Origin of the sequence: Streptomyces sp. NBC_00193 (assembly GCF_026342735.1) — a bacterium.
GTDB classification, from domain to species: Bacteria; Actinomycetota; Actinomycetes; order Streptomycetales; family Streptomycetaceae; genus Streptomyces; species Streptomyces stoeckheimensis.
The window spans coordinates 58,340-81,794 of sequence record NZ_JAPEMM010000001.1 but is presented as its reverse complement, the minus strand read 5'-3'; the positions used below and the strand labels follow the sequence as shown (position 1 = coordinate 81,794).

Here is a 23,455-nt window from a genome sequence, read left to right as displayed (position 1 = left end):
CATGAGCACTGAGACCACCGCGTCGGTGTCCACGCACATCCTGGACACCAGCATCGGAAAGCCCGCCGAAGGCGTCGCGATCTCCCTGTCGGCCCGTACGGGTCTCGACGGCGAGTGGGCGGCCCTGGGCGGATCCGCCACCGATGCCGACGGGCGCTGCAAGGACCTGCCGGCGCTGCCGGAGGGCACCACCCACGTGCGCCTCGACTTCGAGACCGAGACGTACTTCTCCAAGAAGCAAGCCGCCGAGGCACAGCAGGACGCCCCCCGCGTAAGGGACAGCGGTGCGTTCTTCCCCGAGGTCACCATCACTTTCGCGGTGAACCCGGGCGAGCACTATCACGTACCGCTGCTGCTCAACCCGTTCGGCTACTCCGTTTACCGAGGGAGCTAGCATGGCCACCATTCTGGGCCAGAACCAGTACGGCAAAGCAGAGAACCGCGTAGTCAAGATCACGCGGGACGGCGACACCCACCACATCAAGGACCTGAACGTCTCGGTCGCCCTCTCGGGTGACATGGACGACGTCCACTACTCCGGCTCGAACGCCAACGTCCTGCCGACGGACACCACCAAGAACACGGTGTACGCGTTCGCCAAGGAGTACGGCATCGAGTCCGCCGAGCAGTTCGGCATCCACCTGGCACGTTGGTTCGTCAACAGCCAGGAGCCGATCCAGAAGGCCCGCATCCGGATCGAGGAGTACTCCTGGTCCCGGATCGCGACCTCGGACGCGAACTCCAAGTTCATCGGCTCCGACGAGGTGAACCACTCCTTCGTCCGCGAGGGCATGGAGACCCGGGTCACCCAGATCACGTACGACGGCAAGAACTGGGAGGTCATCTCCGGCCTCAAGGACCTGACCGTCATGAACTCCACGAACTCCGAGTTCTGGGGTTACGTGAAGGACAAGTACACGACCCTGAAGGAGGCCTACGACCGCATCCTGGCGACCCAGGTTTCGGCTCGCTGGCGCTTCGCCTGGTCGGATGACGAGCAGCGGATGCCCAACTGGGAGAAGTCCTACGCCGAGACCCGGAAGCACATGCTCCAGGCCTTCGCGGAGACCTACTCCCTGTCGCTGCAGCAGACCCTGTACCAGATGGGTTCGCGCATCATCAACCACCGTTCGGAGATCGACGAGGTCCGCTTCTCGCTCCCGAACAAGCACCACTTCCTCGTCGACCTCGAGCCCTTCGGTCTCAAGAACGACAACGAGGTCTACTTCGCCGCAGACCGTCCGTACGGTCTGATCGAGGCGACGGTCCTCCGCGACGGCGTAGACGCCCGTATCCCCGTGGACATGACCAACCTCTGATGTGGCACGCGCGTCCCGGGGCTCCGCAGTGGCCCCGGGACGGCGCGACACCCGTCAGTGCTCTCAACACTTTCAACTTCCTGAATCGGCACCCGGACGCACCACACGGGGCGGCAGTACTGTCAGCTGTCAAGGCCCCCGGCTCCGGCACTCAAATCCCCTGGGTTTTGCCGTGCCCGCACCGCCACTGAAAGCACGAGGAAGTCCCATGGCAGCATCGGCAGCCAATGACAGCGCCGTAGAGCGCATCGTCATCGAAAACTGTGCGATTGCGACCGTTGACGCCAACGACACCGAGTACGCCTCGGGCCACGTGGTCGTCGCCGGCAACAAGATCGAGTTCGTCGGTGCGGGCAAGGCCCCCGAGAACCTCGAGAACGTCGTCCGCCGCATCGACGGCACCGGGCACCTCGTGACTCCCGGTCTGGTCAACACGCACCACCACTTCTACCAGTGGATCACGCGTGGTCTGGCCACCGACCACAACCTCTTCAACTGGCTGGTCGCGCTGTACCCGACGTGGGCGCGCATCGACGAGCAGATGACGTACACGGCCGCGCAGGGCTCCCTCGCCGCGATGGCCAAGGGTGGCGTCACCACCGCCATGGACCACCACTACGTGTTCCCCAAGGGCTCCGGCGACCTCTCCGGCTCGATCATCCGCGCCGCGTCCGAGATGGGCGTCCGCTTCACCCTCGCCCGCGGTTCGATGGACCGCAGCGAGAAGGACGGCGGCCTGCCGCCGGACCACGCGGTCGAGACCCTCGAAGGTGCCCTCGCGGACACCGAGGCGACCGTGAAGAAGTACCACGACGCCTCCTTCGACGCGATGACCCAGGTCGCCGTCGCCCCGTGCTCCCCCTTCTCGGTCTCCACCGAGCTGCTGAAGCAGGGTGCCGAGATGGCCCGCCGCCTGGGTGTGCGCATGCACACGCACGGCTCGGAGACCGTCGAGGAAGAGCAGTTCTGCAAGGAACTGTTCGGCATGGGCCCGACCGACTACTTCGAGTCGACCGGCTGGCTCGGCGAGGACGTGTGGATGGCGCACAGCGTCCACATGAACGACTCCGACATCGCCGCGTTCGCCCGCACCAAGACCGGTGTCGCGCACTGCCCGTCCTCCAACGCCCGTCTGGCCGCCGGCATCGCCCGCGTCCCGGACATGCTCGCCGCCGGTGTCCCGGTCGGCCTCGGCGTGGACGGCACCGCCTCGAACGAGTCCGGTGAGCTGCACACCGAGCTGCGCAACGCGCTGCTGATCAACCGCCTGAACCCGGTTCACCGCGAGCGTGCGCTCAACGCCCGCCAGGCCCTGCGCCTCGGCACCTTCGGTGGCGCCCAGGTCCTCGGCCGCGCCTCGAACATCGGTTCGCTCGAGGTCGGCAAGTGCGCCGACCTGGTGCTCTGGAACCTGAACACCCTTCTGCACTCCTCGATCGCCGACCCGGTCACGGCGCTGGTCTTCGGTGCGGCGGCCCCGGTCACCGCGTCGTTCGTCAACGGCAAGCAGATCGTCGAGAACAACCGTCTGCTCTTCGCCGACGAGGACGCCATCGCGGTGTCCACTCGGGAAGAGGCCCAGCGCCTCGCGCGGATCTCCGCGCAGGCCTGATCCCACGGAGTCCGGCCGGGGGGGACGGCCCCCGGCCGGCGGCCGCGGACCCGAGCGGGGTCCGCGGCAGCTGTTCCCGGGTAGCGCCCGAGGTTTTTCCTGGGGCGCCCCGGGAGCGGTGACTCGTGCCAGTTGCTTCGCAGCTCGTGCCACCGGCCCCGCAGCTTGTGTCATGAGCCTTGCAGCCCGCACCACGCGCCCGCAGCCCGCGTAATGCGCCACTGCTACGGCACCTCCAGCTCATTTTTGACTTCCTTACCGGCGGCTCCCGGGCCGCCCGGCGTGGAAACGACTCGGGCGAATCGTTTCTGCACCCCTTGGGACAAGCATTCGCACCACCAGTGCCTGCACCACCGGTACCCGCAGCACCCCCACAACTCAATACAGGCTCGACTCGTACAGCTTTCGCATCACCTCCCAGACACATCACGTCCCTGCCGGCGTGTTAAACAGTTCGGAGGAAGCCGTGGCCCAGGCGCCCAGGTTTCGCAAAGACGCAGACGCAGTCGCAGTACCGCAGGCCTCGGACGACTCAGGGGGGAAGCACCCGGTCGACGAGACGTTGCCCCCGCTGAAGATGTTCACCAGCGGCCTCCAACACGTAGCCGCCATGTACGCGGGTGTGGTTGCCCCGCCCATGATCGTCGGACCGGCCGTCGGCCTCTCCGCCACCGAGACCGCCTTTCTGATGGGCGCCTCGCTCTTCACCGCAGGACTCGCCACCCTCCTCCAGACCCTCGGTTTCTGGAAGATCGGCGCCAAGCTCCCCTTCGTCAACGGCGTTTCCTTCGCCGGTGTGACCCCGATGATCGCCATCGGAAAGGGTGAGGGCGACAACGCCATCCCGATCATCTTCGGCGCGATCATCGTCGCCGGAATCCTCGGCTTCTTCGCCGCCCCGTACTTCGGCAAACTGGTCCGGTTCTTCCCGCCGGTCGTCACCGGTACGGTCATCACCCTGATCGGCGTCTCGCTGCTCCCCGTGGCCTTCAACTGGTCGCAGGGCGGCAACAGCCACGCCGCCGGCTACGGCTCGATGAAGAACATCGCCATGGCCGCGGTCACCCTCGCCATCGTCCTGCTGATGCGCAAGTTCCTGCGCGGCTTCCTCCAGCAGATCTCCATCCTCCTCGGCCTGGTCGCCGGCACGCTCATCGCGCTGCCGCTGGGCATGACGAACTTCGACGCCGTCAAGAACGCCGACTTCATCGGCTTCCCGACGCCGTTCCACTTCGGGGCGCCGCAGTTCCAGGTCGCCGCGATCATCTCCATGTGCATCGTGATGCTCGTGTGCATGACCGAGTCCACCGCCGACATCCTCGCGCTGGGCAAGATCGTCGGCCGCCCGGCCGACGCGAAGACCATCGAGGGCGGCCTGCGCGCCGACACCCTGGGCAGTGCGCTCAGCCCGCTGTTCAACGGGTTCATGTGCAGCGCCTTCGCGCAGAACATCGGCCTGGTCGCCATGACCAAGGTCCGCAGCCGGTTCGTCGTCGCGGCCGGCGGCGGCATCCTGATCCTGCTGGGCCTGTGTCCCATCGCCGCCTCCTTCATCGGAGTCGTACCGCTGCCGGTCCTCGGCGGCGCGGGCATCGTCCTCTTCGGCTCGGTGGCCGCCAGCGGCATCCAGACCCTGGCCGGCGCGGCCATGGAGACGGGCGAGAACGCCCTGATCGTCGCCGCCTCGCTCGGCATAGGCCTGATCCCGATCGCGGCCCCCGGCTTCTACCACGCCTTCCCCGAGGACCTGTTGGTCGTCCTCGACTCCGGCATCAGCACCGGCTGCGTCGTGGCCATCCTGCTGAACCTGGCCTTCAATCACCTCGGTGCCAAGAAGGGATCGGCCTCGGCCTCCCCGGATCCGGTACTGGTGCACTGACCGGGCTGTTCCCGGCCGGTGCGCGCTGACCGGGCTGTCTCCGGTCCGTGCGCGTCGGCCGGGCCGGCCCGGGTCCGTGCACGGGATACGGCGGTGCGTACGTCACCCACTGCGGGGTTGGCGTCCGCACCGCCGTACGCGTTTTCGGCGCGGCCGGGGCTACGGGCAGCCCGGGCCTACGGGCAACCTGGGCCTACGGGCAACCCGGGCCTACGGGCAACCCGGCCTTAGGGGCAACCCGGGCCCAAGGGATCGGAGTTGTCCGGGATCGGGTCCGACCAGATGTCCGGGGTGACGGTCCGCACGCGGTGGCCGCGGCGGTCCAGTTCCTGGGCCTCCGTCTTGCGGACCTGCAGGGCCACCGCCGAGTCCGTGATGCGCAGGCCCGGCAGCCGCCGGGTGAGCTCCGCCGTGTAGCGGGAGAGGTCCTCCACCGTGCGCAGCCTGGCGCTGATCATGAAGTTCCAGGGGCCGCTGACGGACATGCAGACACGGGTCTCGCGCAGCCCCGCGGCGACCGCCGCGCAGTCGGCCAGCTCGTACTCGGAGGCCTCCGCCCACAGCGTCGCCGACACCGGCCAGCCCGACAGCGCCGAGGCCAGCGCGCAGCTGTAGCGCAGGCTCTGCCCGCCCTCCAGCCGCGCCAGCCTGCGCCGTACGGTCGATTCGCTCATCCGGAACTCCCGGGCCAGCGAGGCCACGCTGCGCCGCGCGTCCGAGGCCAGGGCCAGGACCAGCGGCCGGTCCTCCTCCTGGAGCGGCGCCACCGCGGACCGGTCCGGGGCGGCGGAAGCCGCGGGCCGCCGGGTCCGCCGGGTCAGCAGCCCGATCTGGGCCGGGGTCAGCTGGTCCAGGCGCCAGCGGTCGGGGGCGTAGTGCACCGCCGTCACCATCGAGGTGCGGGTGCCGACCACGCCGGGGATCCGCTGCACCCGGCAGGACAGGTAGGCGTACAGGGTCGGCAGGTCGGGTACCGCCACGAAGACGAGCAGGTCCCGGCTCCCGGTGGTGTGCTCGATCCCCAGGGCGTGCGGGTCCGCCACCAGCACGTCCCCCACCGAAGGCGAGGTGCCCGCGGTGCACGTGACCTCCACCCACGCCATGCAGGGCTTCGTGACGCCGGTGCGCAGCCCGAGTCCGCTCAGCCACGCCTCGCCGGCCCCGGTGAGCCGCTCCCAGCGGCGGGCGAGGGTGTCCGGGCGCGCGCCGAGGACCGGCCCCAGCAGTTCCCAGCTCGCGCGGGGTGCGAGCTGGAGTGCGTGGACGAGTGCCCGATCCGTGTCGTCGATGGCGGAAATGGCCGAGTTCATACCCTCCCCTTGGTGGTTCTCCCGGTCGGTGACGGGACAACGGGATTATGAGCCGATCATCTCTCTTTGTGCGTTCAACTGTTGACCACATGACGGTGCGCACGTGTCGGACAGAGCAGGAGGATGTGTGGGGGAGGCCGGCTCGGGCGTGCGGCAGGCGGTGCCCGCCGAACTGTCGAGCTTCATCGGGCGGGAGCGGGAGCTCAGCGCCCTCGCGTCCCTGCTCGCCACGGAACGCCTGGTCACGCTCACCGGACCGGCCGGCATCGGCAAGACCCGGCTCGCGGTGCGCACCGTCCGCACCCTGGGCGCCCGGGACGGCCTGGACGCCGTCTGGGTGGAGCTCGCGGGCCTGCCCGAGCGGTGCTGGGGCGGTCTCCGGGGGGAGCTCGCCGACCGCCTGGCGGGGCGTGAGGCGCTGCTCGTGCTCGACGGCTGCGAACAGCTGGGGGAGGCCGGTGCGGGGCTCGTAGGTGACCTGCTGCGGCTTCCGGGGCTACGGATTCTGGCCACGTCGCAGCGGCGGCTGCGGATCGCCGGGGAAGCGGTGCTCGCCGTACCGCCGCTGTCGGTACCGACCGCGCCCTCCGTGCAGCCGCTGTCGTCGTTCCCGTCGTCCCCGTCGGTCCTGTCGTCCCCGTCGGTCCTGTCGGGGCACGGTGCGCCCGACCCCACCCGGCGGTTCCCGGTGGCGGACGTCGCCGGCTACGCGGCCGTGCGGCTCTTCGCGGAGCGGGCGCGCGGCGCGGACCCCTTCTTCGAGCTGACCGACCGCAACGCGGCCGCCGTGGCCGCGCTGTGCCGGGCGCTCGACGGGATCCCCGGGGCGCTGGAGCTCGCGGCGGGGCGCTCGCACCAGTACGCGCCCGCGCAGGCGCTCCGCAGGCTCGGCTCCGACCCGCTGGGCTTCCTCGCCGGGGGCGCGGGCCGCAGCACCCGCGTCGACGCCGAACGCTCGCTCCGGCTGGCCTCGCCCGCCGAACGCCTGCTCTGGGAGCGGCTCTCCGTCTTCGCGGGCTCCTTCGACAGGGCGGCCGTCGCCGAGGTGTGCGGTTTCGGGGCGCTCACCCCGGACACGGCCGTCGAGGCGCTGCTCCGGCTGGCCCCGGGCCTGCTCGCGGACGCCGGCCCCGGCCGCTACCGGCTGCCGCTGTCCGTACGGGCGTACGCGGCCCGGCGGCTCGCGCACGGACCCGCCGGGGACGGCGCGACGACGGCCCGGCGCCACCGCGAACGCTGCCGGGTGGTGGCGGAGCGGGCCGCGCAGCTGTGGCGCGCCGGTGCGCAGCGCGAGGCGCGCGCCCTCGCCCTGCGGGAACTCCCCGAGCTGCGCGCGGCGATGAACCCGCTCGCCGCGGGAGGGCCGGGCGCAGCCCTGGAGATCGCGGTGTCCCTGTGGTTCCTGTGGTCCGCGTGCGGGATGGCGTCGGAGGGGCGCAGGCACGTGGAACGCGCCCTGGCCGTGCACCCGGCGCCCCGGCCCGCCCGGGCCCTGTGGCTCGCGGCGTGGCTGGTCGCCGCTTTCGGGGAGGCGGACGGCGCCGACCCCCTGCTGGTGGAGGCGTGGACGGAGGCCGTCCACGAGGGGGAGGACGCCTGCCTGGCGTACCTCGCGCACCTGCGCGGAACCATCGCGCTGTGGGAGGACCGGTACGAGGACGCCGCGGCGGAGTACCGGGAGGGCCTGGAACTCCTCCCGGCGGATCCGGAGTTCGGCCCCGGCCGGGAAGCCCTGCTCGCCGCGCACACCCTGGCGGTGGCCCGTACGGACCCGGCCTCGGTCCCGGTCGAGGACGGCCCGCCGGGCAGCGCGCCGGACGGCTCGGTCGACCTGTGGGCCCGGTCCTGGGTGAGCTACGCCCACGCCCTGGTCCAGCGCCACGAGGGCCACCCGGCACGGGCCCGCAGAGAACTGCTGAGCGCGCTGCGGACCCAGTTCGCGCTGGACGACACCCTCGGACAGGCCTTCTCGGTGGAACTCCTCGCCGAACTGGAGGCGGACCAGGGCCGCTACGCCGAGGCGGCCCGGCTCCTCGGGGCGGTCTCCCGCACCCGCCCGAACGCGGCCTCGGCCCCCCGGGTCCAGCACACGGTCCGGGCCCGCCTCACCCCCGAGGCCTTCCGCGCGGCCTACACCTCGGGCACCCGGACACCCCTGCGCGAACTGGTCCCGGAGCTGGCGGCCTGACCGGCCTGACCGGCCTGACCGGCCTGACAGGGCGGCCCGGGCCGAACGGGCCGGGCCTGCGGGCCGAGCAGGGTGCCCCGCCCCCCTCTCAGCAGGTCGAGTGGAAGAGCCCGCCGACGCGTTCGGTCGCGGCCAGCCGGTTGTAGAGCGCGACCGCGGCGGTCGTCTCCTCGACGTGAACCGCCACCCCTGCGTCCCGGAGCAGCCGCAGCGTCTCCGGCATGGCGCCGAGCCGCAGCTCCATCCCGCGGCTGAGGACGGCCACCGTGCACCCCCGGTCGAGGAGTTCGGCCACGTCGCCGGGCTGGATGCCCGGCTCGTGCCGGGTGCCGTGCTCGCCCCGGTCCCAGGCGCGGCCGCCGCCCGGGTACAGCACGAAGTCCTTCCCGGCCGGGAGCCCCTCCACCTCCATGCGGCCCCAGGAGAGGTGCGTGACCAGGGGGGAGCGGACGGGCGGCGACCATGCCATCAGGTTGCTCATCAACTCCGCCTGCTCGATGGCGTCGTCGAGTGCGTGGTGGGTGTGCGGCCGCCGGGAGAGCAGCTCGCGCGGCATGCGGCCCTTGACGGCGGCGCGGAGCGGGACCCCGGCCTTGGCCGCGTAGAGGGTCTTCATGTCCAGGCAGCCCGAGTGGCCGAAGGGGCTGTCGCCGCCGAAGCTCATCAAGTACCAGTACAGGAAGGTCCAGTCGAAGGAGGCCGGGTAGGCGCACATCACCGGCTGGGCCCCCACCGAGACCTCGCGCACCCAGGCGCGGAACTCCGCCATGGCGACGGCCGGTTCGGCGCCCTCGCGGACCAGCCGGTCCCGGTCCAGCCCGCTGACCGCGAGCGCCTCCGGTACGTACGCCTCGCTGATGGGGCGCAACTCCCGGTAGAAGGTGTGCTGTTCCGGATCGGCGGCCGTATACGAAGCGGCGTCCTGCCGCCCGGCCACGGCGGCCCCGAAGCTGATCATCGAATACGGCCCGGGGATGGGCCCGTCGGCTTCGACGTCGACGGAGATGTAGAGACTGGGCCGCGCCGGACGGGCGGAGCGGGCGGTACGGACTGAGGTCATGGCGAGAGCATCCCAGCCGGCACCGCACACGATCACCCGAATATAGGCTGGTACGCGGCTCCCGCGCGAAGCGATGCCGTCGCGCCGCCCGCGGCAAGCAGGCAACCGCCTCCCCGTCTTGCCCCCCCGCCACGAAGGAGCGAAGTGCCCGATCACAGCGCCACATTCACCTTGGGCGGAGCCCCCTTCACCCTCACCCGCGAAGCGGTCGAGGCGGCCGCCGCCGGCCTCGTCCCCGCCGACAGCGCGCACGGCCTCGCCTACGTGTGGTACGCCCTGGTCGGCACGGACCTCCACTACGTGGTGGCCCTCACCGCGGCCGCCGCCGGGCAGCCCCTGCCCGCCCGCCCCTCGCGCTACGTCAAGGAGGCCCGGCTCGCCCTCAAGGGCCTCGGCTACCCGGTCGTCTGCTGGGCCGACTCCGAACTCCTCGACAAGGGGCACCCCTTCCACACCGGCTGACCGCCCGCAGAACACGCCGTCCCCGGCGCGAAGAACGGGGACGGCGTGGTGCACGGCTACGGCTACGGCTACACGGCTACGGCTACGGCGCCGGGGTGAGGTACATCCCGCTCTGGTCTGCCCCTGCGGTGTTCTTGCAGCCGAAGCCGCTGCCCGCCGGCTGCGCCACGACCAGGGCCAGGCAGCGCCCGGCCGCGAGCTGCCCGAAGTAGTTCGGGTGCATGGACTCCTGGACCAGTCCCTGCGTCTCGCTGCTGTCGATCCAGCGCGCCCACTCGCTCGTCTTCGCCGAGGCCGGAGCCGCGGTGGTCACCTGCTTGCTCGCCTTCGCGCAGACCTCGCGCCCCTGCATCATGTCCTTCAGGTCCAGGAACTGCGCGCCCTTGGCCGCGGCGACCGCCTTGAGCCGCCCGGCGATCTGCGGCACGAGGGAGTCCCGCGCCCAGTCGGAGTCCCTGTTCCAGAAGGGACACCCGCCGGTGTTGAGCCGGCTCCAGTCGCTCTGGGTGTACCGGTTCTCCGCGCCGCGCGGGATCGGCGACGGGTAGGACTGCAGCACGATCCGGTACGAGGAGTCGGCGTACCCGGCGCCGCGCATGACGGCCCGCACCTCGTCCACGGACTTGCCGACGTCGGCCATGACCCCGTCGATCTTCGCGTTCACACCCTCCTGCTGGTCGTCGTAGCAGTAGGAGTTCCAGAGCACGAAGTCGTACGCGCACTCCTTGATGATGTCGGCGAAGCCGAGGTCGTTGCCGCCGATGGACAGCGCGATGACCTTGACGTTGTTGCTCGCGGCCACGGCGGCGAGCTGATCGGCCTGCGGGGCCTCGCCCTTGAAGGCGACGCCCCCGTTCGAGGCGCGGAACACGTTCTGGGAGACCGCCCCGGAGCAGGCCAGGTTGATCGCGACATCGGCGAGCGGCCCGGCGCTCTTCACCTCGGCGGAGTCCGACCGGTGGCATCCGCCGGCGGTGGCCCCGTAGACCTTGCCCGGGTCGTAGCTGCTGCCGCTCACCCAGGCCCGGTCGCTGCCGGTCCGGTTCCCGCTGTTGGTCAGGCTGTTGCCCTTCCAGCGTCCGGCCTCCCCGGAGATGTAGCTGTCGCCGAGGGACACCACTGCCGTGGGTCCGTTCCCCGGTCCGGCCACGGCCGTCCCGGCCCCTCCGGCGACCAGGGCCCCGGCGACGAGCGGCACTGCCATCCCGATCCCGGCCAGTCGTCGCACCCGACGGGCCCGGTCCATGCTGTCGCTGCGCATTCCGATCACTGCGGAACTCCTGCGGTCGGCCATGCGGATGCCGGGAACAACTCCGGCGCATGGCGGGGTAAGTGGGGGTTACCTCCGGCCGGTGGCAATCGGAAAGGTGCCACCCCGCGCGTTGTTACCGCTAGGTACAGGTAAGTTACGAACAAGTAACAACCGATCGGTCGTTCGGCGCCGGGCTGTCGGACGTACCCGTCGACCCACCCGTCGGACGCACGACAGCGCCCCCGGAGCCGGAGGGCTTCGGGGGCGCTGTCGTGGTTTCGGCTGCTGTGCGATTCAGCCGAAGGCGGGGTGTCAGCCGATGAGCTGGTCGTACGCGGGGAGGGTGAGGAAGTCCGCGTAGTCGGCGTCGAGCGAGACCTGGAGGAGGAGGTCGTGGGCCTGCTGCCACTTGCCGGAGGTGAAGGCCTCCTCGCCGACCTCGGCGCGGATCGCGGCGAGTTCGGCGGCCGCGACCTCGCGGGCGAGGTCGGCGGTGGCGAGCTTGCCGTTCTCGAAGACCACGCCGGCGTTGATCCACTGCCAGATCTGCGAGCGCGAGATCTCGGCGGTGGCGGCGTCCTCCATCAGGCCGAAGATGCCGACGGCGCCGAGGCCGCGCAGCCACGCCTCGATGTAGCGGATGCCGACCTGGACGGCGTTGCGCAGGCCGTCGTACGTGGGCTTCGCGTCGAGGGAGTCGATCGCGATGAGCTCGCCGGGGGCGACGGACACGTCCTCGCGGAGGCGGTCCTTCTGGTTGGGCTTCTCGCCCAGGACGGCGTCGAAGGAGGCCATCGCGATCGGGACCAGGTCGGGGTGGGCGACCCAGGAGCCGTCGAAGCCGTCGCCGGCCTCGCGGTCCTTGTCGGCCTTGACCTTCTCGAAGGCGACCTTGTTGATCTCCGCGTCCTTGCGGGACGGGATGAAGGCCGCCATGCCGCCGATGGCGTGCGCGCCGCGCTTGTGGCAGGTCTTGACGAGGAGCTCGGTGTACGCCCGCATGAAGGGGGCGGTCATCGTCACCGCGTTGCGGTCCGGCAGGACGAACTTCTCGCCGCCGTCACGGAAGTTCTTGACGATGGAGAAGAGGTAGTCCCAGCGGCCGGCGTTCAGGCCCGCCGCGTGGTCGCGCAGCTCGAAGAGGATCTCGTCCATCTCGTACGCGGCCGTGATCGTCTCGATCAGGACGGTCGCGCGGACGGTGCCCTGCGGGATGCCGACGTAGTCCTGGGCGAAGACGAAGATCTCGTTCCAGAGGCGCGCCTCCAGGTGGGACTCGGTCTTCGGCAGGTAGAAGTACGGGCCCTTGCCGAGCGCGATGAGGCGCTTGGCGTTGTGGAAGAAGTACAGGCCGAAGTCGACCAGGGAGCCGGAGGCCGGGCCGCCCTCGAACTGCAGGTGGCGCTCCTCCAGGTGCCAGCCGCGGGGGCGCATCACGACGGTGGCGAGCTCCTCGGCGGGCTTGAGGGCGTACGCCTTGCCCGTGCGGGCGTCGGTGAAGTCGATGCGGCGCTCGTAGGCGTCGATCAGGTTGAGCTGGCCGATGACCACGTTCTCCCAGGTGGGAGCCGAGGCGTCCTCGAAGTCGGCGAGCCAGACCTTGGCGCCCGAGTTCAGGGCGTTGATGGTCATCTTGCGGTCCGTCGGACCGGTGATCTCCACACGGCGGTCGTTCAGCGCGGCCGGGGCCGGCGCCACCTTCCAGTCGCCCTCGCGGACCTGTGCGGTGTCCGGGAGGAAGTCGAGCGTGGAAGTGCGGGCGATCTCGGCGCGGCGCACGGAGCGGCGGGCGAGGAGCTCGGCGCGGCGGGGGGCGAACCGCCGGTGGAGCTCAGCGACGAAGGCGAGAGCCGCGTCGGTGAGGACCTCGTCCTGCCGGGGCAGGGGCTCGGCGTCGACGATGGCCAGCGACGGCGCTGGTGCGGACATATCTGTCACTCCTTCAGCGGCGGTGCCTGGCGGCCGCGGGGAATGCTCGCGCGAGACGGCACGCAGTGCCGTCGGGTGTGGAGAGTTCCGGGATACGGTCGCGGGCGCCGTCTGGGGTTCAGGGCGCTTCTGACCAGTGGATAGTAATTTCCTCATGGTGGAAGTTCAATGGTTTGTTGATGTCGAGATTCTCTGAGTCGACAGATTCCGGTTCCCGGACGGCTGTCAGTGGCCCTCAGTGCCATCTTGGTCACAGCCCGCTCAGGCGAGTCGTGCCAGGTCGGGAGGGGTATCGATGTCGAAGGCCTCCGCGATGTCACCGCATTCGACCAGCGTGAGCTCGTCCGCGTGCGCCGAGAGGTGCACCCGTGCGCCCTTGTCGCCCGTGGCCGTCGCCACGATGTCCGGCCAGCGGTCCGCCCCGAACAGCACCGGATGCCCGCGCTCCCCGTCGTAGGCCGCCGCGACCAGGCTCGCGGGGGACCGGTAGGCGGCCCGGACCCGGGCCACCGCCTCCGGGCCGATGCCCGGCTGGTCCACCAGGGAGACCAGGGCCGCGCTTGCGCCCGTACCGGCCAGCGAGGCGAGGCCGATCCGCAGGGAGGAGCCCATGCCCTCGGCCCAGTCCGGGTTGTCCGTCACCACGCAGCCGCTCAGGTCGGCGCGCTCGCGCACCTCGGCCGCGGAGGCGCCGAGCACCACGTGCAGCGGGCCGCAGCCCGCCTCGCGCAGGACCCGTACGGCGTTCTCCACCAGCGGGCGGCCCCGGTAGGTCAGCAGGGCCTTCGGGCGGCCGCCCAGGCGCCGGCCGCCGCCGGCGGCGAGGAGCAGGCCGGCGATCACCGGGGGAGCGGAGCCGTCGGCTGCCGCCGCGGGTCGCCGGTCCTGCCGTTGCTGGTCTGAGGTGCTGCTGTGGTGTGACATGTCACCGATTCTCGCTCCCGCCGCAGGAGGCGTCGCACGGCGTCCAGCGCGGCCCCCACGCGCAGCGGCTCGGCGATCCGGTTCTCGGTGGCGGCGAGCAGGTTTCGTTCGTCACGGTCGGTCAACCCAGTCAACATGGCGGCATCTCCTTGCCAATCGGCGGCCAATGCAGCGAGTCTGGACCCGGATTGGCCTGGCTGGCAGAGCCAATCAGGGGAGGTTGGCATGGCAAACGGGCGAGTGGTCCAGACGGCGGACAGAACGATCGGCAGTCGCCAGCTCGCGGCCCTGCTCCCGGCGGAGGTACTGGCCCGCCCCGGCTACCGGGCCCTGGCCGACGCCGTCCGCACCCTGATCCTCGACGGCCGGATCGCCCTGCACGTGCGCCTGCCCGCCGAACGCGAGCTCGCCGAGGCGGTCGGCGCCAGCCGGGCCACCGTCACCGGCGCCTACGACCTGCTGCGCGAGAGCGGCTACGTCCGCAGCCGCCGCGGTTCCGGAACCTGGACCGAGCTCCCCGAAGGCCACCGCCCGGTCGGCGCGCACGCCATCGTCGGCGCCGGCGGCTACCACGCCGACGGCGACCCCGGCATCGACCTCGCCATCGCCGCCATGGGCGCCCCCGAGGACAGCCTCACCGAGGCCGTGGCCTGGGCCGCGCCCAGGCTCCCGGCCTTCGCCCGCCACCCCGGCTACCACCCCTTCGGGCTGCCCGACCTGCGGACCGCCATCGCGGAGCGGTTCACCCGGCGGGGACTGGCGACCCGCCCGGAGCAGATCCTCGTCACGGCGGGCGCGCAGCAGGCGTTCGCCCTGGTGACGAGCATGCTGTGCGGGCCCGGGGACCGGGTGATGACCGAGAACCCGACCTACGCCAACGCCCTGGACGCCCTGCGCCACGCACGGCTGCGCACCGGGTCGATCGCCGTCTCCGACGCGGGCTGGGACCTGGAGATCGCCGAGTCGGCGCTGCGCCAGACGGTGCCGAGGCTCGCCTACGTGATCCCCGACTTCCACAACCCGACGGGCGCGCTGATGCCGGAGGAGCAGAGGCTGCGGCTGCTGGCGGCGACCCGGCGGACCGGGACCTGGCTGGTGGTCGACGAGACCATCGCCGACATCGCGCTCGACGTGCCGGCGCCCGCCCCGCTGGCCTCGCTCGCGCCGAAGGGCGGAGCCGATCACGTGGTGACCATCGGCTCGCTGAGCAAGACGCACTGGGGCGGGCTGCGGGTCGGCTGGATCCGGGCCACCGCCAAGATGATCACGGAGCTGACGGCGGTACGGGTGGCGGCCGACATGACCGGCTCGGTCCTGGACCAGCTGGTGGCGCTCCCGCTGCTGGAGGGGCTGGAGCGGACGCTGCCCGCCCGGCTGGAGCGGCTGCGCGGGCAGCGGGCGGCGCTGATCGCCTCGCTGGAGCGGCACACGCCGGAGTGGTCCTGGCAGGTGCCGCCGGGCGGGCTCTCGCTCTGGGTGGACCTGGGGGAGCCGGTCAGCTCCGCGCTGGCGGACCGGGCGGCGGCGGCCGGGGTCAACATCGGGCGCGGCGCGCGGTTCGGGGTGGACCCCGGGACCTTCGAGCACCGGCTGCGGATCCCGTACACGCTGGCGGAGGACCAGCTGGACGAGGGCGTACGCAGACTCGCGGAGGCCTTCCACGGGGGCGTCCCCCTGCCTTCGGCGGTGGACCGGCCGTACTGGGTCGCGTAGCCGGGGATCGGGCCGCCCGGTCCCCCCCGGTGAGGGTGGGTGGGCCCTGCGGGGCGGAGTCCCCTACCCGCCCTTCGCCCGTTCCCCGGGCTGCGCCCGGACCCCTTCCGGGGCTCCGCCCCGGACCCCGGTCCTCAAACGCCGGACGGCTGATGAGGCATCACGGCGTGCGGATCAGGCGGCGGGTTGCGGCCGCTGCCACGGCCGAGGTGCGGGAGTCGACGCCGAGTTTCGCGTAGATGTGGACCAGGTGGGATTTGACCGTGGCCTGGCTGAGGAAGAGCTGCTTGGAGATCTGCTGGTTCGACAGGCCGTCCGCGACCAGCTGGAGGACCTCCAGTTCGCGCTTGGTCAGGGCTTCGGCGGGGGTGCGCATGCGGTCCATCAGGCGCAGAGCCACCGCCGGGGCCAGCGCCGACTGGCCGGCCGCCGCGGTGCGGACCGCCGCCGCCAGTTCCTCCGGCGGGGCGTCCTTGAGGAGGTAGCCCGAGGCGCCCGCCTCCACCGCCGCCAGGATGTCCGCGTCCGTGTCGTACGTGGTCAGGACCAGCACCCGGGGGGACGGGGACCCGGCCGTGATCAGGGCCGTGGCCGCCGAGCCGTGCATGCCGCCGCCGGGGCCGAACTGGAGGTCCATCAGGACCACGTCGACCCCGGCGGAGCGGGCCAGCTCCACCGCCCGTTCCGCCGTGGCCGCCTCCGCGACCACCTCGAAGTCCGGCTCCGTGTCCAGCACCGCGCGCAGCCCGGCCCGGACCACGGGGTGGTCGTCGGCGAGGAGCAGGCGGATCGTCATGACAGGGCCTCCGCGGGCAGGGGAAGGGTGACGGCCACGGCGGTGCCCTGGCCGGGGGCGGACTCGACCGTGAACAGGCCGCTGAGGGTCTCGGCGCGCGAGCGCATCGCGGGCAGTCCGAAGCCGCCGTCACCGGAGGGTGCGGACGTGGGGTCGAAGCCCTTGCCGTCGTCGACGATGTCCAGGGTCACGGAGGAGTCCATGAAGGTCAGGGTGATCTCGGCGCGCCCGGCCTCCGCGTGCCGCACCACATTGGCCAGCGCCGACTGCGCGATCCGCAGCAGCGCCACCTCGTAGGGGGTGGGCAGAGGGCGCGGGGTGCCGCTCAGGGAGAAGCGGACCCGGGGGCCCGGAGCCCCGGTGCACAGGCGTTCCAGCGCGGCCGGCAGCGACCCGTGTTCCAGGTCCGGAGGCGTGAGGGCCCGTACGAAGCGACGCGCCTCGGCGAGGTTCTCCTGCGCGGCCTCCCGGGCCCGGCCGATGTGCGGAAGGGCCGCCGAGCCCTCGGGCAGGCTGCGCTCGGCGGCCCGCAGGAGGAGCTGGATGGACGACAGGCCCTGCGCCAGGGTGTCGTGGATCTCCCGGGCGAGCCGCTCCCGCTCCGCCAGGATCCCGGCGCTCCGCTCGGCCGCCGCGAGCTCGGCCCGGGTCGTGATGAGCTCCTCGATCAGCTCGCGGCGCCGCTCGCTCTCCCGGTACAGCGCCTGGTAGCCCAGTACGGTCGCCACCGCCACGGCGCCGCCCAGCAGCGGCCCGAGGAAGGCCCCCGGGGTCACCGCGCTGCTGTGCGCGAGGAAGCCGCCGATCGCCGCGGCCGCCGTCCCCGCGACGGCGGCCACGCCCCAGCGCAGCCGCAGCAGGTGCAGCTCCAGGAAGTACAGCGGGAAGGCGATCCACAGCCCGTCGGGGGAGACCACCAGCAGCGCGGCCCAGGCCGCGCACAGTCCGGCCAGCCACACCGCCCCGGCGCGCGCCGAGCGGTGCACCGCGGGGGTCCGTACGCCCGCGAGGTACACGGCGGCCAGCACCGCGCAGGCCGCGACCACCCAGCCGGCCCGCGGCGCGGAGTCGGCGACGGCCCGCCCGGCGGCGAGGGCGAGCAGGCCGAAGAGCAGCGCATGCAGGCACAGCCGCAGGACGCGGGAGACGGGGGTGAGGGTGCGGACGCCCGGGGCGGCGGGCGAGGGGGGCGCGGGGAGGGCGGCCGCGGCGGGCGGGAGGGGAGGAGTCATGGCCTGACCAGCGTAAGTCCGGGTCCGGTGGCCCCGGTCAACCAAAGGATTGATGTCTTGGTGCGCCCTTCGATACGAGGATCTCTACTGTGGCGCGATGCCTTGTGTCCACGCGGAAGACCAAGGTGGGGAACATGTTCGTCGCATGGAGAGATCTACGGTTCGCGAAGGGCCGCTTCGCCCTGATGGGCTCGGTCGTACTGCTGATCACGCTGCTGGTCGGCCTGTTGTCCGGGCTCACCGCGGGCCTGGCCCGGGAAAACATCTCGGCCATCACCGGCCTGCCCGCCACCACCCGCCTCGCGTTCGCCGCGCCCGCCGGGGACCAGAAGGTCTCCTTCACCAACTCCCAGGTGCCCGAGAAGGCCTGGCTGGCCTGGCGGGAGCAGCCCGGGGTGACCTCGGCGCAGCCGCTGGGCATCCGCACCACCAACGTCGTCTCGGGTGAGCGCACGGCGGCCGTGTCCGTCTTCGGCGTGGATCCGGCGGGCCCCCTCGCACCCCGGGGGAGCGGGCTCGCCCAGGGCGGGGTGGTCCTCACGGAGAAGGCCGCCAAGGAGCTCGGCGGGCTGACCGCCGGAGCCAAGCTCCGGATCGGCCAGGTCGAGACGACCGTGGCCGCCGTCTCCGGCACCGCCGCCTACAGCCACACCCCGGTCGTCTGGATGGACCTCAACGACTGGCAGCGCGTCGGGAACCCCGGCACCTCCATCGACACCCTCGCCACCGTCGTGGCCCTGGACGGCAAGGGCGTCGACTGGGCGGCCGGCGACCGGGCCACCGCCACCACGGCGCAGACCGTCGACGAGGCGCTCAGCGCGATCGGCTCCTACACCTCCGAGAACGGCTCGCTCCAGCTGATGCGCGGGTTCCTCTTCGCCATCTCGGCCCTGGTCATAGGAGCCTTCTTCACCGTGTGGACCATCCAGCGCAGCGGGGACATCGCCGTGCTGAAGGCACTGGGTGCCTCCACCCCGTACCTGCTCAAGGACGCCCTCGGGCAGGCCGTGGTGATGCTGGCGCTCGGCACCGGTGCGGGCACCGCGCTCGCGGTCGGCTTCGGAGCGCTGATCAGCGGCGGTGACGTGCCCTTCGTGCTCGACGCGGCCACCGTGCTGGTCCCGGCCGCCGTCATGATCGCGCTCGGCGCGCTGGGCGCCGCCCTGTCCATCCGGCGGATCACCGCCGTCGACCCCCTGACCGCTCTCGGGAGCGCCCGATGACCCTGCTCGTGCACGACGTCACGCTCACCTACCCGGACGGCGACGGCCGCCTCACGGCGCTGGACGCGGTCGGCCTGGAGGTGCCCGCGGGCACCCTGACGGCGGTGGTCGGCCCCTCCGGTTCCGGGAAGTCCAGCCTGCTGGCGGTCGCCGCCACCCTCGTCACGCCCGACGCGGGCCGGGTGGTCGTGGCGGGGCAGGACACCTCGCAGCTCGGCGCGGGCGAGAAGTCGGCGCTGCGCCGGGAGAAGATCGGGATCGTCTTCCAGCAGCCGAACCTGCTGGCCTCGCTCACCGCCGCCGAACAGCTCCAGGTGATGGCCCACCTCTCCGGCCGGCCCGCGCGCACCCTGCGCCGGCGGGCCCTGGAGCTGCTGGACGCGGTGGGACTGGCCGACAAGGCCGACAAGCGGCCGCACCAGCTCTCCGGAGGGCAGCGCCAGCGGATCAACATCGCCCGCGCCCTGATGAACGAGCCCGCCGTGCTGCTGGTCGACGAGCCCACCAGCGCCCTCGACCACGAGCGCGGCGCCGCGGTACTGGACCTGCTGGTCACCCTCACCCGCGAGCGCTCCACCGCCACCGTGCTGGTCACCCACGACCACGCGCACCTGGAGCGGATGGACGCCACGGCGTTGATGACGGACGGCCGTCTGACCCAGGGCGCGGAGCCCGTCCCGGCCCCGTAGGACGTACGGGAAAGGCCCCGGTCACCCCCTTCGAGGGGGCGGCCGGGGCCTTTCGCGTACGCGGGTCGCCTACGCCGGGTTCTGGCTCTGCAGGGCCACCGACAGCTCGGCCGCGACGCCCTGGAGGATCGGCACGAAGGACTCGGCCACGGCCTCGGTCACCCGGCCGGCCGGGCCGGAGATGGAGATCGCGGCGGCGGTCGGCGAGTTCGGCACGGAGACCGCCAGGCAGCGGACTCCTATTTCCTGCTCGTTGTCGTCGACGGCGTAGCCCACCCGTCGGACCACCTCCAGGGCGTCCAGGAAGCCCTCGGGGGTGGTGATGGTCTTCTCGGTCGCGGCCGGCATCCCGGTGCGCGAGAGGAGCGCCCGTACCTCGTCCGCGGGGGTGTAGGCGAGCAGCGCCTTGCCCACGCCGGTGGAGTGCGGCAGCACCCGGCGGCCGACCTCGGTGAACATGCGCATCGAGTGCTTGGACGGCACCTGGGCGACGTAGACGATCTCGTCCCCGTCGAGCAGGGCCATGTTCGCGGTCTCGCCGGTCTCCTCCACCAGACGCGCCAGGTACGGGCGGGCCCAGGTGCCCAGCAGCCGCGACGCGGACTCGCCGAGGCGGATCAACCGGGGTCCGAGGGAGTACCGTCGGTTGGGCTGCTGCCGGACGTAGCCGCACGCCACGAGGGTGCGCATGAGGCGATGGATGGTGGGCAGCGGCAGACCGCTGGCGGCGGAGAGCTCGCTGAGGCCGACTTCGCCCCCGGCATCGGCCATGCGTTCGAGCAGATCGAAGGCGCGCTCAAGGGACTGGACGCCACCGCTGGCGGCGGTGGGCTTGGTGGAGGCGTCGGTGGTGCTGGCGCTGGACGTCGGCACGGGCGCGGTCCTTTCGGTGCTGGCAGGCAAGCAAGCAGCCTACCGGTCGGTCTGCGTCGGCCCTAGAGCCGGGGCAATGCCGTCCCCGCCGGTCAGAGGCGGTTTGTCCTGGTGGCGGACGTCCTCGGGAAGTTACCCGTCCGGTTCCTGGTGGCGGTAGCTACATTCTGCATAGCGAAATCTTAATTCCATCCTGTGGAAACATCCAATTGCGATACGCAGTCGTCAGTGGTCCGTCCGGGCGCTCTTGACTGGTTCCGGATCGACGTGAAGACTCCGTCAACAGAACGTTGAATTTCGCTCTGTGGAAGTAGATGGGGAGGTTCCGGTGTCCGACCTGGCTGTGGAACTGGTACTGCGCTCGACGCGCGTCATCACCCCCGAGGGGACGCGTGCCGCTTCGGTGGCCGTCGCCGGCGGGAAGATCGCGGCCGTGCTGCCGTACGAGGCCGACGTACCGGCCGGGGCCCGGCTGGAGGACTTCGGCGACGACGTGCTCCTCCCCGGCCTGGTCGACACCCACGTCCACGTGAACGACCCCGGTCGTACCGAGTGGGAAGGCTTCTGGACGGCCACCCGCGCCGCCGCGGCCGGTGGCATCACCACCATCCTCGACATGCCGCTGAACTCGCTGCCGCCGACCACGACCACCGCCAACCTGGTGGTCAAGCAGGACGTGGCCCGGACCAAGGCGCACGTGGACGTCGGCTTCTGGGGCGGTGCGCTCCCGGACAACGTCAAGGACCTGCGCCCGATGCACGACGCCGGCGTCTTCGGCTTCAAGTGCTTCCTGTCGCCCTCCGGCGTCGACGAGTTCCCCCTCCTCGACCAGGAGCAGCTGGCCGCCTCGCTCGCCGAGATCACCGGCTTCGGCGGCCTGCTGATCGTGCACGCCGAGGACCCGCACCACCTGGAGTCCGCGCCGCAGAACGCGGGCCCCAAGTACGCCGACTTCCTGGCCTCCCGCCCCCAGGACGCCGAGAACACCGCGATCCAGAACCTGATCGACCAGGCGAAGCGACTGAACGCGCGCGTCCACGTCCTGCACCTGTCCTCCGCCTCCGCGCTGCCGCTGATCGCCGCGGCCAAGGCCGAGGGCGTGCAGATCACCGTCGAGTCCTGCCCGCACTTCCTCACCCTCACGGCCGAGGAAGTCCCGGACGGCGCCACCGAGTTCAAGTGCTGCCCGCCCATCCGCGAGTCCGCCAACCAGGACGTCCTGTGGGACGCGCTCGCCGACGGCACGATCGACTGCATCGTCTCCGACCACTCCCCCTCCACCGCGGACCTCAAGACCGGCGACTTCGCCACCGCGTGGGGCGGCATCTCCTCCCTCCAGCTGGGCCTTCCGGCCATCTGGACCGAGGCGAAGAAGCGCGGCCGCACCCTCGAGGACGTCGTCCGCTGGATGTCCGCCGCCCCGGCCGCACTCGCCGGTCTGGCGAGCAAGGGTGCCATCGAGGCCGGCCGCGACGCCGACTTCGCCGTCCTGGCCCCCGAAGAGACCTTCACCGTGGACCCGGCCCACCTGCACCACCGCAACCAGGTCACGGCGTACGCGGGCAAGACCCTGCACGGCGTCGTGAAGTCCACCTGGCTCCGCGGAGCGCAGATCGCCGACCACGGCACCCCGTCCGAGCCCACCGGCCGACTCCTTGAAAGGCAGAACTGACAGTGGCGATTGAATCCTTCACCGGCAACGCGAACCCGTACGGAGGCGGCGACCCGTACGCGGACTACCGCAGCGCGGACTTCCCGTTCACCCAGTACGCGAACCTCGCCGCCCGTGAGCTCGGCGCCGGTGTCATCGAGGCCAACGACGAGTTCTTCGCCCAGCGCGAGAACCTGCTGATCTCCGAGGCCGCGCACTTCGACCCCGAGGACTTCGGTCACAAGGGCAAGGTCATGGACGGCTGGGAGACCCGCCGCCGCCGCGGCATCTCCGCCACCCAGCCCTGGCCGACCCCCGAGGACCACGACTGGGCGCTCGTCCGCCTGGGCGCCCCCGGCGTCATCCGCGGCATCGTCGTCGACACCGCCCACTTCCGCGGCAACATGCCGCAGGCCGTCTCCGTCGAGGCCACCAACTGGGAAGGCGCCCTCGCGCCGACCCCGGCGGAGCTCCAGGGCGACGACATCAAGTGGACGACCATCGTCGCCCGCACCCCCGTCGGCGGCCACGCGGCCAACGGCTTCGAGATCGACGTCGAGCAGCGCTTCACGCACCTGCGCGTGAACCAGCACCCCGACGGCGGCATCGCCCGCCTGCGCGTCTACGGCGAGGTCGTGCCCGACCCGAAGTGGCTCGAGGCGCTCGGCTCCTTCGACGTGGTGGCCCTGGAGAACGGCGGATCCGTCCAGGACGCCTCCAACCGCTTCTACTCCCCGCCGACCAACACCATCAACCCGGGCCGCTCCCGCAAGATGGACGACGGCTGGGAGACCGCCCGTCGCCGCGACAACGGCAACGACTGGATCCGCTACCAGCTCGTCGCCGAGTCCGAGATCCGCGCCGTCGAGATCGACACCGCGTACCTCAAGGGCAACTCGGCCGGCTGGGCCTCGCTGTCGATCAAGACGGGCGAGGAGGGCGAGTGGGCCGAGTTCCTGCCGCGCACCCGCCTGCAGCCCGACACCAACCACCGCTTCGTGCTCGACGCCCCGGCGGTCGGCACGCACGTGCGCATCGACATCTTCCCGGACGGCGGCTTCTCCCGCCTGCGCCTCTTCGGCGCGCTGACGGAGGCCGGCACCGCCGCGCACACCGCCCGTCACCAGGAGCTGGGCGGCTGACGCCACCCTCGTGACCGCCCCGGGGGCCGACACCCCCGGGGCATGCGCGAACACCCCGCAGGGGCGCACCGTTTCGACGGTGCGCCCCTGCGGGCTTTGCGCGTACGGCCTTGCGGGGCAGGGGTGTTGCCCCCCCCGCCGGGTGTGCGGACGGGGCGGGCCCGCTAGCCTGCCGCCAACGGCGGACACCCAGGGGGGCCA

Annotated in this window: 20 protein-coding genes; 11 read left to right on the top strand and 9 right to left on the bottom strand. The window is 71.8% G+C overall.

Annotation, left to right across the window (positions count from 1 at the left end):
- The first annotated feature begins 1 nt into the window (after position 1).
- The 4 genes from uraH (at position 2) to OG898_RS00355 (ending at position 4,810) form a co-directional block, all read left to right on the top strand.
- Positions 2–394: a hydroxyisourate hydrolase gene (gene uraH / locus OG898_RS00370; RefSeq protein ID WP_250740538.1), complete on the top strand. Its 393-nt coding sequence runs from the start codon at positions 2–4 to the stop codon at positions 392–394.
- A 1-nt stretch (position 395) separates the two neighbouring features.
- Positions 396–1,319 (top strand): factor-independent urate hydroxylase, encoded by a 924-nt coding sequence (gene pucL / locus OG898_RS00365; RefSeq protein ID WP_250740536.1) that lies wholly within the window; start codon positions 396–398, stop codon positions 1,317–1,319.
- Positions 1,320–1,527: 208 nt separating this feature from the next.
- Positions 1,528–2,931 (top strand): 8-oxoguanine deaminase, encoded by a 1,404-nt coding sequence (locus OG898_RS00360; RefSeq protein ID WP_250740534.1) that lies wholly within the window; start codon positions 1,528–1,530, stop codon positions 2,929–2,931.
- 466 nt (positions 2,932–3,397) lie between these two features.
- Positions 3,398–4,810, top strand: coding sequence for a nucleobase:cation symporter-2 family protein (locus OG898_RS00355; protein ID WP_250740646.1), 1,413 nt, complete (start codon positions 3,398–3,400; stop codon positions 4,808–4,810).
- Between the two features lie 227 nt (positions 4,811–5,037).
- On the opposite strand, the gene OG898_RS00350 is transcribed toward OG898_RS00355, so the two are convergent.
- On the bottom strand, positions 5,038–6,120 hold the full coding sequence (locus OG898_RS00350; protein ID WP_266954197.1) for an Lrp/AsnC family transcriptional regulator: 1,083 nt from the start codon (positions 6,118–6,120) through the stop codon (positions 5,038–5,040).
- A gap of 127 nt (positions 6,121–6,247) precedes the next feature.
- Here OG898_RS00350 and OG898_RS00345 point away from each other — a divergent pair, with 127 nt between their 5' ends.
- The gene (locus tag OG898_RS00345; protein WP_266954195.1) at positions 6,248–8,308 is read left to right on the top strand and encodes a hypothetical protein; all 2,061 of its coding nucleotides are present in this window, start codon (positions 6,248–6,250) and stop codon (positions 8,306–8,308) included.
- Positions 8,309–8,396: 88 nt separating this feature from the next.
- Here the strand turns inward: OG898_RS00345 and OG898_RS36205 are convergent, their stop codons facing one another.
- On the bottom strand, positions 8,397–9,368 hold the full coding sequence (locus tag OG898_RS36205) for an MTH938/NDUFAF3 family protein (protein WP_308313405.1): 972 nt from the start codon (positions 9,366–9,368) through the stop codon (positions 8,397–8,399).
- Between the two features lie 144 nt (positions 9,369–9,512).
- Here OG898_RS36205 and OG898_RS00330 point away from each other — a divergent pair, with 144 nt between their 5' ends.
- Positions 9,513–9,830, top strand: a complete 318-nt coding sequence (locus OG898_RS00330; RefSeq protein WP_266954193.1) for a hypothetical protein — start codon at positions 9,513–9,515, stop codon at positions 9,828–9,830.
- A gap of 82 nt (positions 9,831–9,912) precedes the next feature.
- Here OG898_RS00330 and OG898_RS00325 read toward each other — a convergent pair whose 3' ends face one another.
- The 4 genes from OG898_RS00325 to OG898_RS00310 form a co-directional block, all read right to left on the bottom strand.
- Positions 9,913–11,091 carry a GDSL-type esterase/lipase family protein gene (locus OG898_RS00325; protein ID WP_250740642.1) on the bottom strand — a complete coding sequence of 393 codons (1,179 nt, stop codon included), beginning with the start codon at positions 11,089–11,091 and terminating at the stop codon, positions 9,913–9,915.
- A 303-nt stretch (positions 11,092–11,394) separates the two neighbouring features.
- The gene (aceB, locus tag OG898_RS00320) at positions 11,395–13,011 is read right to left on the bottom strand and encodes a malate synthase A (protein WP_250740522.1); all 1,617 of its coding nucleotides are present in this window, start codon (positions 13,009–13,011) and stop codon (positions 11,395–11,397) included.
- 261 nt (positions 13,012–13,272) lie between these two features.
- Complete coding sequence (locus OG898_RS00315) at positions 13,273–13,842, bottom strand: NTP transferase domain-containing protein (protein ID WP_250740640.1); 570 nt, start codon at positions 13,840–13,842, stop codon at positions 13,273–13,275.
- Positions 13,843–13,850: 8 nt separating this feature from the next.
- Positions 13,851–14,072 (bottom strand): hypothetical protein, encoded by a 222-nt coding sequence (locus OG898_RS00310; protein WP_250740521.1) that lies wholly within the window; start codon positions 14,070–14,072, stop codon positions 13,851–13,853.
- An 88-nt stretch (positions 14,073–14,160) separates the two neighbouring features.
- On the opposite strand from OG898_RS00310, the gene OG898_RS00305 reads away from it, so the two are divergent.
- The gene (locus tag OG898_RS00305; RefSeq protein ID WP_250740520.1) at positions 14,161–15,648 is read left to right on the top strand and encodes a PLP-dependent aminotransferase family protein; all 1,488 of its coding nucleotides are present in this window, start codon (positions 14,161–14,163) and stop codon (positions 15,646–15,648) included.
- 160 nt (positions 15,649–15,808) lie between these two features.
- On the opposite strand, the gene OG898_RS00300 is transcribed toward OG898_RS00305, so the two are convergent.
- The gene (locus OG898_RS00300; protein ID WP_250740518.1) at positions 15,809–16,444 is read right to left on the bottom strand and encodes a response regulator transcription factor; all 636 of its coding nucleotides are present in this window, start codon (positions 16,442–16,444) and stop codon (positions 15,809–15,811) included.
- Positions 16,441–17,676, bottom strand: a complete 1,236-nt coding sequence (locus tag OG898_RS00295) for a sensor histidine kinase (RefSeq protein WP_250740516.1) — start codon at positions 17,674–17,676, stop codon at positions 16,441–16,443. Before OG898_RS00295 ends, OG898_RS00300 begins: the two co-directional genes overlap by 4 nt.
- Positions 17,677–17,810: 134 nt before the next feature.
- On the opposite strand from OG898_RS00295, the gene OG898_RS00290 reads away from it, so the two are divergent.
- Entirely contained in the window at positions 17,811–18,899 is a 1,089-nt protein-coding gene (locus OG898_RS00290) for an ABC transporter permease (protein ID WP_266954187.1), read from the top strand.
- Positions 18,896–19,588: an ABC transporter ATP-binding protein gene (locus OG898_RS00285; protein WP_250740512.1), complete on the top strand. Its 693-nt coding sequence runs from the start codon at positions 18,896–18,898 to the stop codon at positions 19,586–19,588. The genes OG898_RS00290 and OG898_RS00285 overlap by 4 nt, the downstream gene beginning before the upstream one ends.
- A 69-nt stretch (positions 19,589–19,657) precedes the next feature.
- Here the strand turns inward: OG898_RS00285 and OG898_RS00280 are convergent, their stop codons facing one another.
- On the bottom strand, positions 19,658–20,461 hold the full coding sequence (locus tag OG898_RS00280) for an IclR family transcriptional regulator (protein WP_250740510.1): 804 nt from the start codon (positions 20,459–20,461) through the stop codon (positions 19,658–19,660).
- 328 nt (positions 20,462–20,789) lie between these two features.
- Here OG898_RS00280 and allB point away from each other — a divergent pair, with 328 nt between their 5' ends.
- Positions 20,790–22,133 carry an allantoinase AllB gene (allB, locus tag OG898_RS00275; RefSeq protein ID WP_250740509.1) on the top strand — a complete coding sequence of 448 codons (1,344 nt, stop codon included), beginning with the start codon at positions 20,790–20,792 and terminating at the stop codon, positions 22,131–22,133.
- 2 nt (positions 22,134–22,135) lie between these two features.
- Positions 22,136–23,254 carry an allantoicase gene (gene alc / locus OG898_RS00270; protein ID WP_250740508.1) on the top strand — a complete coding sequence of 373 codons (1,119 nt, stop codon included), beginning with the start codon at positions 22,136–22,138 and terminating at the stop codon, positions 23,252–23,254.
- The last annotated feature ends 201 nt before the right edge of the window (positions 23,255–23,455 follow it).